Raw genomic sequence first — 18,522 nt, forward strand, 5'->3', positions numbered from 1 at the left:
AATCTATTATACCTAGATAGCGCGCGTCTCCTGACGCGTGCTTACATCTAGCTAAAAATAAATAAACTGAATGAAGTTAGTCATGAAAATAGTAAAAATCTGAATTAAATGAAATTGATGTTTTGGGCTCGCGTCAGGAGACGCGCGCTATCGAGGGGATGAAGAAGGGCGTTTGTCCCAGTTGAAAGGGTAGAGGAGAGAAAGTGCGGTCAACATTGACGATGTTTTTTAATTGAAAAAACACGCTGGATGTTGACCGCACTTTTATTTTTTTCACAAAGCAAACGTTTGCTTTTGGCTTGGCTAAGGATTAGAATTTGCCGATTTTTTTACTTTGAAAGGATACAAAAATGAGTTCTGAAAATTTTAGTTTGAAGCCCGTTCCACAACATGAACGTAAAGGTGCTGTGGCACTGACGTTTGTTATGCTGGGATTAACGTTTTTCTCTGCAAGTATGTGGACGGGCGGCACGCTGGGCACATCACTCACTTACCATGATTTCTGGTTAGCCGTGATCATCGGTAACTTAATGTTAGGGATTTACACGTCATTTCTTGGCTACATCGGTGCAAAAACCGGCTTAACAACCCATGTTTTGGCGCGTTATTCCTTCGGTGTGAAAGGCTCTTGGTTGCCATCTTTAATTTTAGGCGGCACCCAAGTGGGCTGGTTCGGTGTCGGGGTGGCGATGTTTGCTATTCCGGTTAATAAAGTTACCGGCATTGATGTGAACTATTTAATTTTAGGCTCAGGTTTATTAATGACCATCACGGTTTTCTTCGGTATCTCCGCACTAACCATTCTTTCCACTATCGCGGTGCCGGCAATTGCGGTGCTTGGTTCTTATTCGGTGTATTTGGCGGTAACAGATGCCGGTGGTTTATCTGTATTAGAAAATATCATGCCGAAAGATGACATTTCCTTACCGATGGCCATTACCTTGGTTGTGGGCTCTTTCATCAGCGCCGGTTCATTAACGGCTGACTTCGTGCGTTTCGGACGCAAAGCCAAACAAGCGATTTTAATCAGTATGATTGCGTTCTTCTTGGGCAACTCATTAATGTTCGTCTTTGGCGCCGCCGGGGCAGCGGTGACGGGGATGTCTGATATTTCTGATGTGATGGTTGCCCAAGGATTAATTCTGCCGGCGATTATTGTGCTTGGTTTAAATATTTGGACGACTAACGATAACGCGCTTTATGCCTCTGGTTTGGGTTTCGCCAACATTACGGGCTGGAGTAGCCGTCCATTATCGGTATTAAACGGTGTGATCGGTACGCTTTGCGCCTTGTGGTTATACAACAACTTTGTGGGCTGGTTAACGTTTTTATCTGCCGCGATTCCGCCGATTGGTGGCGTTATCATTGCCGACTATATTTTGCGTAATAAAGCCTATGCCAATTTTGAACAAGCAAAATTTGTCACCATCAACTGGACGGCAATTATCTCTGTAGCAATCGGGATTGCTTGCGGTAAATTCTTGCCGGGCATTATTCCGTTAAATGCCGTTATTGGCGGTGCCGTGGCTTATTTTGTGTTAACGCCGTTATTCGGTAAAAAATTGGCGTTTAAATAGGAGCGATAAATGTTAGTTAAAAATATTCATATTAACGGCCGTGAAGGCTTATGGCAGATTGTCATTGAAGACGGCAAGATTGCCCGTATTCTGCCTAACGAAGAACAGATTGATTTTTCCGGAGATATTTTAGACGGCGAACAGGGCATTGTGTATCCGCCGTTTGTTGAACCGCACATTCATTTGGATGCGACACAAACCGCAGGACAACCGAACTGGAACCAATCCGGTACCTTATTTGAAGGGATTGAACGTTGGGCTGAGCGAAAATCTTTATTGAGCCATGAGGATGTGAAATCCCGCGCGTGGAAAACCTTAAAATGGCAAATCGCAAATGGCGTGCAACATGTGCGTACCCATGTGGATGTGTCCGACCCAACGTTAACCGCACTTAAAGCCATGCTCGAAGTGAAAAAAGAAGTGGCTCCTTGGGTGGATCTTCAAATTGTGGCATTTCCACAAGAGGGAATTTTGTCTTATCCGAACGGCGAAGCCTTGTTGGATCAAGCGATGGCAATGGGCGCAGATGTGGTGGGCGGCATACCGCACTTTGAATTCACCCGTGAATACGGTGTGGAATCTATGCACATTGCCTTCAATATTGCGCGCAAATACAACAAACAAATCGATATTCACTGTGATGAAATTGATGATGAACAATCCCGCTTTGTGGAAACGGTTGCTGCGTTAGCGTTGAAATATGAAATGGGCGACAAAGTGACGGCGAGCCATACTACTGCAATGCATTCGTACAATAACGCCTATGCCTCTCGTCTTTTCCGTTTGTTGAAATTATCCAAAATTCATTTTGTGGCTAATCCGCTTGTCAACATTCATTTGCAAGGTCGATTCGATACTTATCCAAAACGCCGTGGCGTGACGCGCGTGAAAGAAATGCTGAAAAACAATATCAATGTGTGTTTCGGCCATGATGACGTATTTGACCCTTGGTATCCGTTGGGAACCGCAAATATGTTACAGGTGTTACACATGGGGTTACACGTTTGCCAACTCATGGGTTACGGACAAATTAACGACGGCTTAAAATTAGTGACTGAAAACAGTGCAAAAGCGCTAGGGTTGCAAGATTATGGCGTGGAAGAGGGGAATGCCGCTAACTTTATTATTTTACCGGCAGAAAATGGCTTTGATGCAGTACGACGTCAAGTGCCGACGCGTTATTCTATTCGCCACGGCAAGGTCATTGCAGAAACCAAATTGGCTGAAACGACCATTCATTTAAACGATAACGAACGCGTCACCTATCGTTAATCTGTTATTTTTAAGGATAAGTGCGGTCAATATCCGATGTGTTTTTTCTGTTGAAAAACATCGTCAATATTGACCGCACTTTTTTGTTTTTCTAAACCTCTCTTTCAGTATTTGTCACAGGCTGCGTTCCTCTCTATAATTTCCGCTTTTAAAACCAAACCGGTAAATAATCCTATGCAATTAGAACCTGATTTCTGGCGACACAAAAACCTGCTTGATATGAATGATGACGAATGGGAGGCATTATGCGATGGTTGCGGCAAGTGTTGTTATCGTAAATACATTGATGGCGAGGGGAAATATGAGCGTTTGTATTACACCCGTATCGCGTGCAATTTATTGGATTTAGAAACAGGAAAGTGCGGTAATTATTTGAAACGTTTTGAGTTGGAAGAGGATTGCACCAAACTGACCAAAGACAATTTGCCCGAATTCGGTTGGTTGCCGACGACTTGCGCTTATCGTTTGCTTTATGAAGGTAAGCCGTTGCCGTCATGGCACCCGTTAATCAGTGGCGATCCTGAGAGTGTGAGAAAAGCCGATATCTTGATTCGATATGGCATTCATGAACGTGATGTGATTGATTGGTTTGACTTTATTTTAGATGAGGATGATGAGGCGTAAGAGGTACCGTGTATAGACAATAAACCCGTCGCAGTCTTTCTGATCTTTTGCTAGAATCAGCGGGAAAAACACCTTTCTTATAACCTTGTTTTTCATCGTTTTTATTTTGTCTCTGATTGGAAATTACAATGGAAAATCAATCTTTTCTACAACAATTCTTTAAATTAAAAGAAAAAGGAACCTCATCCAAAACTGAAATTATTGCCGGTATTACCACCTTTTTTACCATGGTGTATATCGTTTTCGTGAACCCGTCTGTGTTGGGGGATGCGGGCATGGATAAGCAAGTTGTCTTTGTGACCACTTGTTTAATCGCAGGCTTCGGTACGATTGCCATGGGGTTATTCAGTAACTTGCCTATCGCATTGGCGCCGGCAATGGGCTTGAATGCGTTTTTTGCGTATGTGGTTGTCGGTAAACTTGGCTATTCTTGGCAAGTGGGTATGGGTACTATTTTTTGGGGCTCTGTCGGCTTGTTGCTATTGACTATTTTCCAAATCCGTTATTGGCTGATGGCATCCATTCCGCTTAGTTTGCGGGTAGGTATTGGTGCCGGTATCGGTTTCTTTATCGCCTTAATTGGTTTCAAAAATATGGGCTTGGTGGTTGCCAATCCGGCAACCTTAGTGGCGTTAGGCGATCTACACAGCCCACAAGTGTTATTGGGCATCCTTGGCTTCTTTATTATCGTGGTGTTGGCAGCACGCAATATTTATTCCGGCGTGCTAATTTCTATCGCAACGGTGACCGCACTTGCATTGTATTTTGACGAAAGCGTGATGTTCCACGGCATCGTTTCCATGCCGCCGGCATTAACTCAAGTGGTTGGCCAAGTGGATATTGCCGGTGCATTGGATACGGCACTTGTTGGTATCACCTTCTCTTTCTTACTAGTGAACTTATTTGATTCGTCCGGTACCTTGCTTGGTGTCACCGACAAAGCAGGTTTTAGCGATGAAAAAGGGTGTTTCCCGAAAATGAAACAAGCTTTATATGTTGATAGCGCAAGCGCCGTTGTTGGTTCTTATATCGGTACTTCTGCGATCAGTACTTATATTGAAAGTGGCGCAGGCGTATCGGTCGGTGGGCGTACCGGTATGACGGCGGTTGTTGTCGGGTTATTGTTTTTACTGACGATCTTCTTCTCGCCATTGGCCGGCATGGTGCCTGCTTATGCTACCGCGGGCGCATTGGTTTATGTGGGTATTTTGATGGCATCCAGCTTAATTAAAGTGCAATGGGACGACTTAACAGAAGCGACTCCTGCCTTTATTACTGCTGCGATGATGCCATTTACATACTCCATCACCGAAGGAATCGCGTTTGGTTTCGTCAGCTATTGTGTGATGAAAGTCGGAACGGGGCGTTGGCGCGAAGTGAATGCACCGGTTTGGGTGGTTTCTTTATTATTCTTAATTAAATTTATCTGGGTAGGTTAATGATGCAAAAACTTCTTTTTATTTTAAATGAATCGCCATACGGCACAGAAAAAAGCTTCAACGCATTGCGTTTAGCCGTGAATTTGCAGGAAGAACATGGCAAGGAAGTAGAAATTAAAGTGTTCTGTTTTGGTGATTCTGTGTTAAGTGGCATTGCCGGTCAGCACCCAAATGAAGGGTCTAACGTACAACAAGTGATGGAAATCTTGGTGGCACAAGGCGCAGAAGTTAAACTTTGCACAAGCTGCACCAAAGCACGCGGTTTATTTGAATCCAAACTGATTGACGGCGTGACTCGCGGCACCTTAGACGATGTTTCCAAATGGACGTTATGGGCAGATAAAGTCGTTAATTTCTAGCGAGAGTATTGGGCGGATTCGGTTCCGCCCTTATTTTATTCAATATTTTTCATTCTTTTAATCTTAACCATGCAACAACTCAATCCGATTTCTATCCCGTTAAATGCTGTTAGTCTAATTGAAGCCTCTGCCGGTACGGGCAAAACCTATACCATGGGTTCCCTTTATTTGCGCCTATTATTGCAGGCAGGGGAAAATACCTTTCCCTATGCGTTGAATGTCGAGCAAATTTTGGTGGTGACCTTTACTGAAATGGCGACAGAGGAGCTGAAACGCAAAATTCGCGAGCGTATTTACGATGCCAAACAAAAATTGACGGCTTATCAGCAGACACAGGATTCTGCGGTGTTTGGACAGGATGATTTTTTACGCGAATTAGTTGCGACAATCAGTAATTTACCGCTTGCCATTCAACGCCTGACCTTGGCGGAACAAAACATGGATTTGGCGGCGATCTATACCATTCATGGTTTCTGTCGCCGAATGCTGATGCAATACGCCTTCAATTCAGGCGTTCATTTCAATCTAGAATTGACTGGCGAAGAAGACGAGCTGTTGTTGCACTTAGCACAAAAAATTTGGCGTGAGCATTTTTATTCACAGCCTTATGGGGTTGCCGAGTTTATTCAAAAGAATTTGGTTTCCCCAAGCAATATTTTGACAAAAATCAAAAAATTTACCGGAATCGAATTAAAACTTCCGGAAAAACGACCGCACTTTTTTGAGGGGACTTTCGAGGAATTTCTTTCAAAACTTACTGATTACTCGCAAGCATTAATCGCGCAAACTCACGAATTAAAGCAAAAATGGTTAGAAAAAGAGGTGGAAATTACGGAGTTGATTGAAACAGAAATCAACACCAAATATAAGAATGCGAAAGAACAAAAATTAAACCGCCGCAGTTTCACATCTGCCAATCGCCCGAAATGGCTTGCTGCCATGAAGCATTGGGCGGAAAACGAAAAAGCAGATTTCCCGGATTGTTTTTACCGCTTCGGGCAAACGGCAATGGATGAACAGAAAGGCGAGGATGCACAGAAAGCGTTGAGTCACCCGCTTTTCATCAAAATTGATGAGTTGTTAGCATTTTCCGAACAACAGGCTTTACTGTCTCAAGCGCTTTGGTTTCATTATTTAGAAATGCTAAATGCGCAGTTGGCTGAATACAAACTCAATCATAGCGAAAAAAGTTTTTATGATTTATTGCGCTTGTTAAAAGAAGCTTTATGTCATCCGAATAATACAGAATTTGCTCAGTTGATTCGTTATCAATACCCGTTTGCTATGATTGATGAATTTCAAGATACGGATGCGGTGCAATATCAGATTTTTTCTAAGGTTTATGTAGAGCCGCAGCGATTAGAATCAGTGTCTGATAACGGCTTTATTATGATTGGCGACCCAAAACAGGCGATTTATAAATTCCGTGGCGCCGACATTTTTACTTACTTTAAAGCGGCTGATGAAGCACAGCACCGTTTCAATCTAGGAAAAAATTACCGCTCTCACCAAGATGTTGTGCAATGTGTCAATCACTTGTTTGATTTTCACGAACCGCCTCCATTTTTATATGACAAGATTCCATTCTTACCGGTCGAATCTAAAGACGATCATCCGCAATTTTGGTTAAACGGTGAAGTGGAACCTGCCGTACGGTTTTATGTGGATGAAGCCTCCGTAAAAGAGAATATGGCGAAAGTCTGTGCCATTTCTATTCAACATTGGTTGCAAAGTGCGGTGGAAAATACCGCCGATTTTCGTTCCGATGAAAAAGGTATCGAAAAAAACTTAAAACCGGAAAGTATTGCCGTATTGGTGCGTAGTCGCAAAGAAGCTGATTTGGTGAAAAACGAATTACGTCGTCTTGGCATTGCCTCCGTGTTTTTGTCAGAAAATAGCAATGTGTTTGATAGTAAAGCAGCAAAGGATCTGTTGTTGATTTTACGAGCCTGTCTTAATCCATTTTCCGAACGCAATATTTTAAATGCTGTTGCAACGGCGATTTTTGCGCAAACGGCAGCAGATATTCAGCGTATTCGTTTAGATGAAAACCGTTGGGAATATTGGGTCGAAAAATTTATTCATTATCAAAGAACGTGGCAAAAACAAGGTGTATTGGTGATGTTACACCAGTTATTCCTACAAGAAAAAATCACTGAAAAATTGTATCCCACTGTGGATGGTAAACGCCTGGTGACGGATTTATTGCATTTAGCGGAATTATTGCAAGAAGCAGCAACGTTGAACGAAAGTGAAGCGGCATTGTTACGTTGGTTTGAAAAGCAAATTCAAGGGGAAGATCGACAAAATGAACAACAAGTGCGGTTGGAAAGTGAATTGCAGTTGGTCAAAATTGTCACGATTCATAAATCCAAAGGGTTGGAGTACGATTTAGTTTGGTTGCCGTTTATTGGTTATGCCTCCAAATTTAGGCCTGAACACATTTCTACTTATTACGACCAAGATCGGGACGATGTGCTGTGGGATATTGATGGTTCTCATGAGAAGGATATAAAGCAAGAGGATTTTGCTGAACAACTTCGTTTACTCTATGTGGCGCTGACCCGAGCGAAATATCAGTTGAACATCGGTGTGCCGAAAACCTTTGAGGAAAAGTGGAGTGCCTTGTTATATGTGCTCACTCAAGGGGAAATTCAAACAAATGAGAAGCCGACAGCCTACGATAGCTTACCGTTATTGAAAAAGTTGGTTCATGATGCCCCAGAGGGGAGTATTCAGATTTCTGAAACCACGGCATTAAAAGCGCTAGATGCACCAATGCAGTCGGAGACTCAAGCGCCATTAAACGCGGCAACATTTACCGGTCATATTGAACAAAACTGGACGGTGACCAGTTTCAGCGCCATTGAGGCAATTCATCAAAATAAAAAATACTATAAAGAACAACTGGCGGCAGAAAGTGCGGTCGCTTTTGAACCTGTTTTTGATGGCGGCAAAGATTACGATTTTAATGAACAAGCAACAGAAACCATGCCTGAAAGCGCTAGTCATGAATCTGCCTATCCTTTCGGCTATTCGCCTTTTGATTTCCCGCACGGGATTAAAATCGGTACAGCGTTGCACCGTTTCTTGGAAAAATATGATTTTAGTCAGCCGTTAAATGAAGACAAAGTGCAAAAACTCTGCCAATGGTTACAGTTAGAGGAAACCTGGTTGCCATCCTTACAACAATGGATGAAGGCGATTTTAGATACGCCGTTAAGTGCAGATGATCCAACGTTGAAACTGAACAATTTATCTCGCCATCAATGCGTGAAAGAAATGCAGTTTTATTTGAAACTTAATCGCGTATTTGATGTGTCGGCATTTAATCGCGCGTTGCAAAAACATCACCATTTACCATCAGAAGCGCTGCAATTTGATGCGATTAAAGGCATGTTACGCGGTTTTATGGATTTGGTTTTCTGCCATAACGGAAAATATTATTTGGTGGATTACAAATCGAATTTTCTCGGTGTCGAGCCACAAAACTATGTTGGCAAAAGCCTTGAGCAAGCCATGCTGGCAAACCATTACGACTGGCAATATTTATTTTACACGCTGGCATTGCACCGTTATTTGCAACAACGTGACGCAAACTATCACTACGAAACCCATTTTGGCGGCGTGTTTTATTGTTTCTTGCGCGGCATGAACGGGGAAAATCAGGACGGTGTGTTTTTTGATAAACCGGATTACGCGTTAATTCAAGCCTTGGAGAATTTGTTCTGATGTTAACTTTATTATCTCAACTCAAAGAAAAAGGCATTATTAACACCGCCGACTATTATTTTGCCGAGTTTATTCACCGTAAACAGCAACCATTCAATTATGCGCCCTCTGTGCAAAACTTGGCGGTAATGATGGCGGCATTGTGTAATTTCAATTATCGTCAAGGCAACACCTGTCTTTTGTTGAACCAAGCCACTGAACAGGATTTATTCGGTTTACAGGATTATTTTAACGAACGTATTTATTTGACAGAAATTCAGCAAAAAATTGATTATTTGCCGATTTCACAATGGCAATCTACCTTGCAAAAGGTACAACACATCGCCTTTACCGATTCGCCATTACAGCAAATCGCGCCTTTGGTGTTGCAGTTTAATTGCTTGTATTTTTATCGCGTGTGGCAAGACGAATTTCGGATTGCCGATTACTTCAAAAGTGCGGTCTGTTTTGAGCCTGTTTTTTCAACCGAGCAATTCTCACAAATTGCCTCGATTCTCGATCGCTATTTTCAGGAAGAACAGGGGATTGATTGGCAAAAAATCGCCGTTGCCATGGCATTACGTCAGCGTTTTTGTTTAATTACCGGCGGACCGGGAACGGGGAAAACAACAACCGTAACCAAGTTGCTTTTAACCTTGCAAGAACTGCATCAAAACGGCTTACGTATTAAATTGGTTGCGCCAACAGGTAAAGCGGCAGCGCGTTTAACGGAATCCATTGTGGATGCGGTGGAACGTTTAAAACAGACATTTGTACAGGAGCCAAATAAGCGAGAAATCATCGAAAATCTGCACATTCCGATGAACGCAGAAACGATCCATCGTTTGCTTGGTGTGCGTTTTTTCAGTGAAGAAACCCGTTATCACGCGGACAATCCATTGCCGTTGGATGTGTTGGTGGTGGATGAGGCGTCCATGATCGATCTCACTTTAATGGCTAAATTGCTTAATGCACTCAAACCGGAAACTAAACTGATTTTGTTGGGAGATAAAGACCAACTTGCTTCCGTAGAAGCCGGTGCTATTTTGGGCGAATTAGGGCGTTTTGTGAATGCGGCAAAACCGACATACAGCTCGCCCATGGCGCAATATTTACAGGCAACAACAGGGATGATATTGCCATCAGAAGAGAAGATGAACGCCATTAGCGACAGTATTTGTTATTTACAAGTCAGTCGCCGTTTTGGGGCGAATCCGGAAGTGGGTGAGTTGGCAACGACCGTGAATTTAGGTAATGCGTCCAAGAGTTGGCAGTTATTGCAACAATATCAGCAACATCAAGATAAACATTGTGGTGTGTACTTAACGGACTTTGCGCATTATTTGAGTAATAAAGACGACATGCAACAGCGTAAAGCTTGTGTGAAATTGATTGTCGATCGTGCTGCGGAAGAATACGCGCGCTATTTGCAACAAATTCCGTCCGATGGCGTTCTTCAGGAAGATAAAGTGCGGTCAATTTTTGCTGCGTTTAATCACATACGTTTTTTAACCGCATTACGCGTAGGCGAGTTTGGGGTCGAACAGCTAAATTTGGCTATTGCAGAAAAATTGCGTCAAAAACGGTTGTTACAATTTCATCAGGAACGGGAGTGGTATATCGGCAAGCCGATTATGGTGACGCAAAATGACAGCGGAGTCGGCTTGTACAACGGCGACATCGGTATTTATTTAGGCCATGGACGCGTGTGGTTCGAACAGGGACAAAATAGCTACAAAAAGGTGTTGGCTAGTCGCGTACCGAATCATGAAACGGCATTTGTGATGACCGTACATAAATCTCAAGGTTCCGAATTTCCACATACGTTCCTGATTTTACCGTTAGAAAATAGCCCGGTCTTATCCAAAGAGCTGGTTTACACGGGAATCACCCGCACCAAGGATTTCCTCACGGTGTTTGCGTTACAAAGTGTGTGGGAAAGTGCGGTGAAAAATCCGGTACAACGCCAGAGCGGATTAGGGCAGTTATTAGCAAAATAAAAGGGGAATATATGACAAAATGGGATGAGCGTTATCAAACGGAAGAATACATTTTCGGCACGGAACCCAATGAGTTTATCGCCAGAATTCAGCCTTACTTGCCAACCTCGGGAAGAGCCTTAGATCTTGCCACGGGAGAAGGGCGTAATGGCATCTTTTTAGCCCGTCACGGATTAGAAACGGAGGGCGTGGATCTCTCTCAAGTGGGATTGCGAAAAGCGCAAGCATTAGCACATCAGTATCAGGTGCCATTCACAACGAGATTGGCGAATATTGCCGAAATGGCGATGCCAACAGCGCATTATGCGGTGATTACGTCCGTCTTTTGTCATTTTATGGAACCGGAACGGACTCAAATCATGCAACGTATTGTGAATGCCTTGCAACCGGGCGGCTTGTTTGCCGGTGTGTTTTATCATCCCGATCAACTTCATTATGGCACCGGTGGGCCGAGTCACGTTGAAATGCTCGGCACCTTAGCGGAGATGCAACAAGCATTATTGGGGCTGGAATGGCTATTGGCAGAGCATGATGTGCGAGAAATGAATGAAGGTCGTCGTCATGTCGGCACCAGTTCTGTGATTTGCCTGTTAGGACGCAAACCCTAGATTTTTTATTTGACAGTGACGAATAAAAAGACAAAGTGCGGTCAATATTTATCGTATTTTCCCTATAAAACCGTTAGCTTTTCGGTGAAATTTTCTGTATAATCGCCCGACCCTGTGAATGTTGCGGATTCCCACCGCACATTATTTTGTCGAGATCGCACTCGAAGGGGTGAAGATTAAGATAACTGGTTGTGCTTTTTTAAGCACTGGGTATTAATATTATTATATTGGTAATTAATTAATGAAAACTTTTGTAGCAAAACCAGAAACGGTTAAACGCGACTGGTATGTAGTAGATGCGACAGGTAAAACTTTAGGTCGTTTGGCGACTGAATTAGCGCGTCGTCTTCGTGGTAAACATAAAGCTGAGTACACTCCGCACGTTGACACAGGTGATTACATCATCGTTATCAACGCGGACAAAGTTGCTGTAACCGGTAACAAAGACAGCGATAAAATTTACTACTGGCACACAGGCTATGTAGGCGGTATCAAACAAGCGACTTTCAAAGAAATGATCGCACGCCGTCCTGAAGCAGTGATTGAAATTGCGGTTAAAGGTATGTTGCCAAAAGGTCCATTAGGCCGTGCAATGTTCCGTAAATTAAAAGTGTACGCAGGTGCTGAACACCAACACGCTGCACAACAACCACAAGTATTAGATATTTAATCACGAGGTTTTAGGATATGGCAGAGAATCAAAACTACGGCACAGGTCGCCGCAAAAGCTCTTCAGCTCGTGTATTTATCAAACCGGGCAATGGTAAGATCACCATCAACCAACGCGAATTAGACGTTTATTTCGGTCGCGAAACTGCTCGCATGGTAGTTCGTCAACCGTTAGAATTGGTTGAATTAACTGATAAATTAGACCTATACATCACTGTTAAAGGTGGTGGTATTTCCGGTCAAGCGGGTGCAATCCGTCATGGTATTACCCGTGCATTGATGGAATACGATGAAACCTTACGCCCAGCACTTCGTGCAGCAGGCTTCGTTACTCGTGACGCACGTCGCGTTGAACGTAAAAAAGTGGGTTTACACAAAGCACGTCGTCGTCCACAATACTCCAAACGTTAATTTTTATACGTTTTTCCAAAAGCAGAGAGCAATCTCTGCTTTTTTTATGTGTGAAATTCAGCAAAAGTGCGGTGGGTTTTTAGAATGTTTTTGAGATCCGCCAAGCCTTGTTATAATGCACGCCGTTTTAAGTAAAATCAGGACAGAACATGAAAATTGCATTAGGTGTGGAATACGACGGAAAACAGTATTTCGGTTGGCAGAAACAAGAAAAAGTCGCCAGCGTACAGGCTGAACTGGAACGGGCGATTTCCACCGTTGCCGATGAAGAAATCAGTATTTTCTGCGCAGGCCGTACGGATTCCGGTGTACATGCCACAGGGCAGGTGATTCACTTTGAAACGACAGCTAATCGTCCTGAGAAGGCCTGGAGTTTCGGTGTCAACGCCAATTTGCCTGATGATATTGCCGTGCGATGGGCGAAAGTGGTTGATGATGATTTTCATGCCCGTTTTAGTGCCACCGCCCGTCGTTATCGTTACATTTTATATTGTAATAAACTGCGTTCAGCCATTTTGCCGCAAGGCGTGACGCATTGCCATTTGGAACTCGATCATCAATTAATGCACCAAGCAGGGCAAGCATTGCTCGGAGAAAATGATTTTAGTTCTTTCCGCGCCGCTCAATGCCAATCCAACACGCCGTGGCGCAATGTACATCATTTAAACGTGAGCCGTCTGGGGCAATATATCATCGTGGATATTCAAGCAAACGCCTTTGTGCATCACATGGTGCGTAATATTGTGGGGAGCTTGATTGAAGTGGGTTGCTGCAATCAACCGGTGGAATGGTTAGCTTGGTTGTTAGCGCAAAAAGATCGTACTCTTGCCGCACCGACAGCGAAACCGGAAGGGTTATATTTGGTGGATGTGCTTTATCCCGACCGATTTGCGTTACCGAAAATGCCAATGGGACCGTTATTTTTTGCTGATTAAGCTTAAAAATACTGAAAAAAGTGATCGCACTTTATGTTGAGTAAAGTGCGGTTATTTTTTATAAGAATTTTAGGTGGCTATAAAGCTCAATGGGGTTTTACCACCAACCTAATAGCTTCATCCATAACCCACCGACACCAAACCAGATAATGAGGGATACGATGGAGTCCTTTCTCAAGGAATATAATATGCCTGTTGAACTAAAAAGCACAATAATGATGTGGAAATTAATGTCTTTTATTTTGAGAGCTAAGTTGGCGTAAAATGATGTTATCAAAGTAATAAGAGGAACATGGAATGGCTGAGTTAACCCAACAAGTTTTCGAGTATGTCTTCACCCAATATGGCACTCAGCCGGAATATTTGTGGAAGACCCATCCAGATTATGCCGTATTGCGTCATGGCGATAATCGAAAATGGTATGCCATTGTGATGAATGTCGAAAAATCGTCATTGGGGCTAAAGGGCACAGGAAAATTGCCTGTGATGAACGTGAAATGTTCCCCTGAAATGCTGAGTTTATTTTTACCTCAATCGGGATTCTTACCAGCCTATCACATGAACAAAAATCACTGGTTAACGGTGTTGCTAGACGGCTCTGTTGAGAAAGATACCATACTGTTTTTATTAAATGCCAGTTTTGATCTCACCGCTACCCGACAAGTGAAAAAACAGCTTGGGATCGCCCGTTATACGGAATGGATCGTGCCGGCCAACCCGAAATATTACGATGTGGAGAAAGACTTGCGCGAAGGTGGAGAAATTTACTGGAAGCAAAGTAACAATATTGCGGTAGATGATATTGTGTATATGTACGTCACTGAACCTACGGGAGCCATTCGTTACAAATGTGTGGTGTTGGAGGTAAACATTCCATATCACCAAAAACGTACGGATAATTTACAGGTGAAGCGGGTGATGAAAATTCGTTGTCTGAAAGAATACGATAAGCGTCTTATTCCCCGCGCGAAAATGGCGCAATTCGGAGTCACTTCGGTACGCGGGCCTCGGCATATGCCGTATGCGTTAAAACAGGAAATCGCGCTGTTGAGCGAAGAGTGAGTCGAAAAGTAAAAACACATTAAAAATAAACCGCACTTTTTTGAAGGGATAAAATCAAAGTGCGGTTTGTTTTTAGACTGGAAATGAAAAGATTAATACATGCCTTCGCGTTCTTCACGGGTGCTGATAAAGATATTTTTCACCTGTGTATAAGCGGCAAGCATCATTTTATGAGTTTCACGACCGATACCGGAAGTTTTATAACCACCGAATGGTGCGCCGGCCGGTAAACGGTTATAGCAGTTCACCCAAACACGACCGGTTTCAAGTGCGCGTGCAACCCGTAGCGCACGGTTAATGTTATACGTCCACACTGCGCCGCCCAGGCCATAATCGCTGTCATTTGCCATTTGGATCACATCTGCTTCATCTTTAAACTTGATCACCACGGCAACCGGCCCAAAAATTTCTTCTTGTGCCACGCGTTTTTTGTTGTCCTGCGCCAAAATTAAAGTCGGTTGGAAAAATTCGCCGCGAGCCAATGCAGGATCGGTTGATTTGCCCCCACCAAGGATGATTTGGCAACCTTCTTCTTTGGCAATATCCACGTATTTACTGATCACTTTAATCTGATTTCCGTTGACTTGTGCACCCATTTGCGTGTCATCTTCCCAAGGCAAGCCAACTTTAACTTTCTTAAATTCTTCTTTTAATGCCGCGATGAATTTATCGTAAATGCTTTCTTGTACGAAGATCCGTGAACCGGCACAACACACTTGCCCTTGGTTGAAGAGAATCCCTTTTTGTGCGCCTTCCAATGCTTTATCAAATGGCATATCGTCAAAGAAAATATTGGCGGATTTGCCACCTAATTCCAAGGTCGATGGAATCAACATTTCAGCCGCAGCCATACCGATTTTTCGACCGATTTCGGTGGAGCCGGTGAACGCCAGTTTGCTGAATCCAGGATGACGCAGCATATATTCGCCGGATTTGGAACCCTTGCCGGTAATGACATTAAAAACGCCTTTCGGCAACAAATGATTAATCTTTTGCGCCAAGGAAAGCAGACTCAATGATGTAGAGGATGACGGGTGAATCACAACGGTACAACCTGCAGCCAATGCCGGCGCAATTTTCCATGCGGCCATTAAGAACGGGAAGTTCCACGGAATAATTTGACCAACAACGCCAATCGGCTCGCGTAAAATCAACGACAAGTCTTCGTTATCTAGTTGGTTGGCAACGCCTTCTTCAGAACGAATCACACTGGCAAAATAGCGGAAATGATCGGATGCCAACGGAATATCTGCAGCGCGCGTTTCGCGAATCGGCTTACCGTTATCCAGCGTTTCTTGCAAGGCAAATAACTCGGTATTTTCGTCAATAATGTCTGCGATTTTATTTAAAATCGTGGCACGTTCTGTCGCACTGGTATTTTTCCAGGTTTTAAAGGCTTCTTTGGCGGCATTTACGGCAGCATCCACATCCGCATCGGTGGCGTCAATAAAAGTGGCTAATGCTTCACCGTTTGCCGGATTATGGGCTGTTAAGGTGTTGCCTTCTGAGCCATCCGTCCATTCGCCATTGATCAATAAACCGTAGTGTTTGTCAAAGACATTAAGATCTTTTGCCATCTGTTTTCTCCTTTTTTCTATGTTGTGAATCAAAGTGATACCTGATTTTTTATCGTCAGGTCTTTAACATTTGTCCGTAAAAGAGGACTGTTGTTCAATTTGAACACAAGACAAGACTTGAAACTGCGAGATAGATCACATTTTGGTGGTGATGAGGAAAGGTAAGAAAAATTGATTTGATAGATGGACAAAGTGGACTAAAGAGAAAACTCTTTGAAAAGAGACCGCACTTTGAAGGCGAAAATCAAAGTGCGGTCATTTTTTCTATTTTATTTTGGGTAACTTCCTTTAGAAATTACGTTCGACAGACACAAACCACTCTCCGCTGGTGCGTGAATAAAATTCAGGAATATTACTGTCAATTTTACGGTAACGATAATTTAACTTAGGAATAAAGCCTTTCCATTGCAGTTTGTTATGCCATAGGCTGGCGTTAAAATCATATTCCTTGTCTTGTCGTTTTTTCGTTGGAAAATAGAAGTTTTTTGCCCGAAAGTCACGTTTAACATACCGAATGCTTAAGCGTGTCGCGAAATCCTTGATTTGCCAGACGGTGCCGAGATTGACACCACGACGAAGCGAGGATTCCGCGTTGTCTTTACTGCGATCTAGGCTGCCTTCCATACCGCCGAAAAGTAACCAATTCGGCTTTGCCTGATAACTTAATGCCAGCGTTGTGCCATTGATATAGCCGTTGTGACGGCGTGCAACGTTGGTATCCGCATAGCGTTTTTGCGTGTGGGAAAGCGTGCCGGAGAGCGACCAAAGTGCGGTCAATTCACGGCGTAAATCTGCGGTAATGCCATAATTTTGGCTATAGCGTGGTGCGCCTAACCAATTTTGCTCAAAAAACGGCGTCAATCCTAAAGATTGTAAGGCGGAACGATGGCGATAGCCCAATGCAGCGTAAAGTGATTTTTCACTATAATCTTGATTATCCCAGTAATGCACGCCGCCAAAACGGCTGTTTAATGTCACAAAATGATTACCGGCGACATTGATTTCACGACTTAACCCCAGTCCGTAACGAAAACCATGTGCTTTTTGCGGCAAAGATTCTTTGTCTTTTTTAAAGCGCAATTTACCTAACAAAATATCTTGTTGGGATGACGCGTTATTCACGTTGTCGGTTTGGGTATATTGCCATTCTATGTCGGCTTTCCAGTCTTGGCGTTCCTTCATTGCCTCCAAGTAACGCTGAGTAAATTGTTGCATGGCTGGGGATAATGCCGGTGTAGCACGCTCGAGTTCTGCCTTGGCTTGGCGATATTGTTTATTTTCAAATAACATCACGCCTAAATCGAAACGGGGATAGGCAAGTTCCGGCTTTTCATCAACAATCTGCTGATAAAGACGAATCGCTTGCTTATGGTTGCGTTCTGCCCGCAACATTGCCCCTAGGGCATAACGATATAGCGTGACATCGTGTTGAGGTTGCGATTGATAAAGCGGCAACGTTTGTTTCAATATCCCCCATTGTTGTTTTACCACACTATAATTGATCAGTTTTTCCAGTTTAGTTTGGGCGCTGTCATCTTGATTGAATGTCACTGGCGCTGAAAGTGCGGTAGATTTTTCCGGCGTTTTTATCTGTGGATCTTCCGTTTTCGGCACGATATTCTTTCCAAAGAAAATAGGCTGTGGTGCTTGGAAGGTTTCAGCTTGAGTAACTAAGGGAAGTAGAATGATAAAATAGGGAAGTTTTTTCATAGTCGATTAGAAAGTAATGCCGTTTAAACCGAGGTTCAAACGGCATTTTTACATTAAAGGAAAAGTTTATTTTTGGATTTCGCCACGTGTACCGCCAAAGCCGACTGTATCTTTTCCATCAAAGGAGACTTTACCGCCAATTTCTTCCGCATTCTTACCGAAGAAATCTAAAGAGTAATGTCCTGGTTGACTACCATCTTGTTTTACAGTAGATGAAATCCCTGTACCTAAGATATCACCCTGTTCTAATGAGATTTGATCTCCAAAACCGAGAATCTTTCCTGAACCTGTTTTAGCAGCAAAGTTTACGGTGTAGGTCAAAATACCTGTGTGTTTATTAATTTCCTTAATAGGATTTGATTCTTTTGGTAATGTATTGTCTATATTTCCTTGAAAAGCTCTTCCTGAATAGGTTGCAGATCCTTCGGTTGGAATATTTGCAACTTGAGTTTTCAGCCCTTGAGTACGAATATTTGATATTATAGGGTTGAAATCCATAAGAAAACCTGCTGTTTTGTTATAACTTTCTTCAACGTAATAATCTGCGATAGTTGCAGAATATTTTTGG

At 43.1% G+C, this 18,522-nt stretch carries 15 protein-coding genes; 12 read left to right on the forward strand and 3 right to left on the reverse strand.

Translation table 11 applies throughout. The features are described 5' to 3' along the window. The first annotated feature begins 350 nt into the window (after positions 1-350). The 12 genes from codB (at position 351) to QZ106_RS00320 (ending at position 14,667) form a co-directional block, all read left to right on the forward strand. A complete protein-coding gene (codB, locus tag QZ106_RS00265) occupies positions 351-1,577 on the forward strand; it encodes a cytosine permease (RefSeq protein WP_209362638.1) in 1,227 nt (408 codons plus the stop codon). 9 nt (positions 1,578-1,586) lie between these two features. Next, complete coding sequence (locus QZ106_RS00270) at positions 1,587-2,849, forward strand: cytosine deaminase (protein WP_295972776.1); 1,263 nt, start codon at positions 1,587-1,589, stop codon at positions 2,847-2,849. A gap of 174 nt (positions 2,850-3,023) precedes the next feature. After that, positions 3,024-3,473 (forward strand): YcgN family cysteine cluster protein, encoded by a 450-nt coding sequence (locus QZ106_RS00275; RefSeq protein WP_295972779.1) that lies wholly within the window; start codon positions 3,024-3,026, stop codon positions 3,471-3,473. A 128-nt stretch (positions 3,474-3,601) separates the two neighbouring features. Continuing rightward, the gene (locus QZ106_RS00280; protein WP_295972782.1) at positions 3,602-4,912 is read left to right on the forward strand and encodes an NCS2 family permease; all 1,311 of its coding nucleotides are present in this window, start codon (positions 3,602-3,604) and stop codon (positions 4,910-4,912) included. A gap of 2 nt (positions 4,913-4,914) precedes the next feature. Then, positions 4,915-5,271, forward strand: coding sequence for a DsrE/DsrF/TusD sulfur relay family protein (locus tag QZ106_RS00285; protein ID WP_033002726.1), 357 nt, complete (start codon positions 4,915-4,917; stop codon positions 5,269-5,271). Positions 5,272-5,340: 69 nt separating this feature from the next. Further along, complete coding sequence (gene recB, locus QZ106_RS00290) at positions 5,341-9,003, forward strand: exodeoxyribonuclease V subunit beta (RefSeq protein ID WP_295972788.1); 3,663 nt, start codon at positions 5,341-5,343, stop codon at positions 9,001-9,003. After that, positions 9,003-10,982 (forward strand): exodeoxyribonuclease V subunit alpha, encoded by a 1,980-nt coding sequence (recD, locus tag QZ106_RS00295; RefSeq protein WP_295972791.1) that lies wholly within the window; start codon positions 9,003-9,005, stop codon positions 10,980-10,982. Before recB ends, recD begins: the two co-directional genes overlap by 1 nt. 11 nt (positions 10,983-10,993) lie before the next feature. Beyond that, positions 10,994-11,590 carry a bifunctional 2-polyprenyl-6-hydroxyphenol methylase/3-demethylubiquinol 3-O-methyltransferase UbiG gene (locus QZ106_RS00300; RefSeq protein WP_295972794.1) on the forward strand — a complete coding sequence of 199 codons (597 nt, stop codon included), beginning with the start codon at positions 10,994-10,996 and terminating at the stop codon, positions 11,588-11,590. A gap of 241 nt (positions 11,591-11,831) precedes the next feature. Beyond that, on the forward strand, positions 11,832-12,260 hold the full coding sequence (gene rplM / locus QZ106_RS00305) for a 50S ribosomal protein L13 (RefSeq protein ID WP_006718336.1): 429 nt from the start codon (positions 11,832-11,834) through the stop codon (positions 12,258-12,260). 17 nt (positions 12,261-12,277) lie between these two features. Beyond that, positions 12,278-12,670 carry a 30S ribosomal protein S9 gene (gene rpsI / locus QZ106_RS00310; RefSeq protein WP_005557091.1) on the forward strand — a complete coding sequence of 131 codons (393 nt, stop codon included), beginning with the start codon at positions 12,278-12,280 and terminating at the stop codon, positions 12,668-12,670. A gap of 149 nt (positions 12,671-12,819) precedes the next feature. Next, positions 12,820-13,605, forward strand: coding sequence for a tRNA pseudouridine(38-40) synthase TruA (gene truA / locus QZ106_RS00315; RefSeq protein WP_295972809.1), 786 nt, complete (start codon positions 12,820-12,822; stop codon positions 13,603-13,605). A gap of 297 nt (positions 13,606-13,902) precedes the next feature. Beyond that, a complete protein-coding gene (locus QZ106_RS00320; RefSeq protein ID WP_295972811.1) occupies positions 13,903-14,667 on the forward strand; it encodes an MmcQ/YjbR family DNA-binding protein in 765 nt (254 codons plus the stop codon). Between the two features lie 92 nt (positions 14,668-14,759). Here the strand turns inward: QZ106_RS00320 and QZ106_RS00325 are convergent, their stop codons facing one another. From QZ106_RS00325 to QZ106_RS00335, 3 genes are all read right to left on the reverse strand, one after another. Next, positions 14,760-16,244, reverse strand: coding sequence for an aldehyde dehydrogenase family protein (locus tag QZ106_RS00325; protein WP_295972814.1), 1,485 nt, complete (start codon positions 16,242-16,244; stop codon positions 14,760-14,762). Positions 16,245-16,532: 288 nt separating this feature from the next. Beyond that, positions 16,533-17,954, reverse strand: coding sequence for a porin family protein (locus tag QZ106_RS00330; protein ID WP_295972815.1), 1,422 nt, complete (start codon positions 17,952-17,954; stop codon positions 16,533-16,535). A 66-nt stretch (positions 17,955-18,020) separates the two neighbouring features. Beyond that, positions 18,021-18,522 (reverse strand): Slam-dependent surface lipoprotein (locus QZ106_RS00335; protein WP_295972819.1); only part of this gene is annotated, 502 nt, incomplete at its 5' end.

Origin of the sequence: uncultured Aggregatibacter sp., from assembly GCF_901873365.1 — a bacterium.
Classification (GTDB): domain Bacteria; phylum Pseudomonadota; class Gammaproteobacteria; order Enterobacterales; family Pasteurellaceae; genus Aggregatibacter.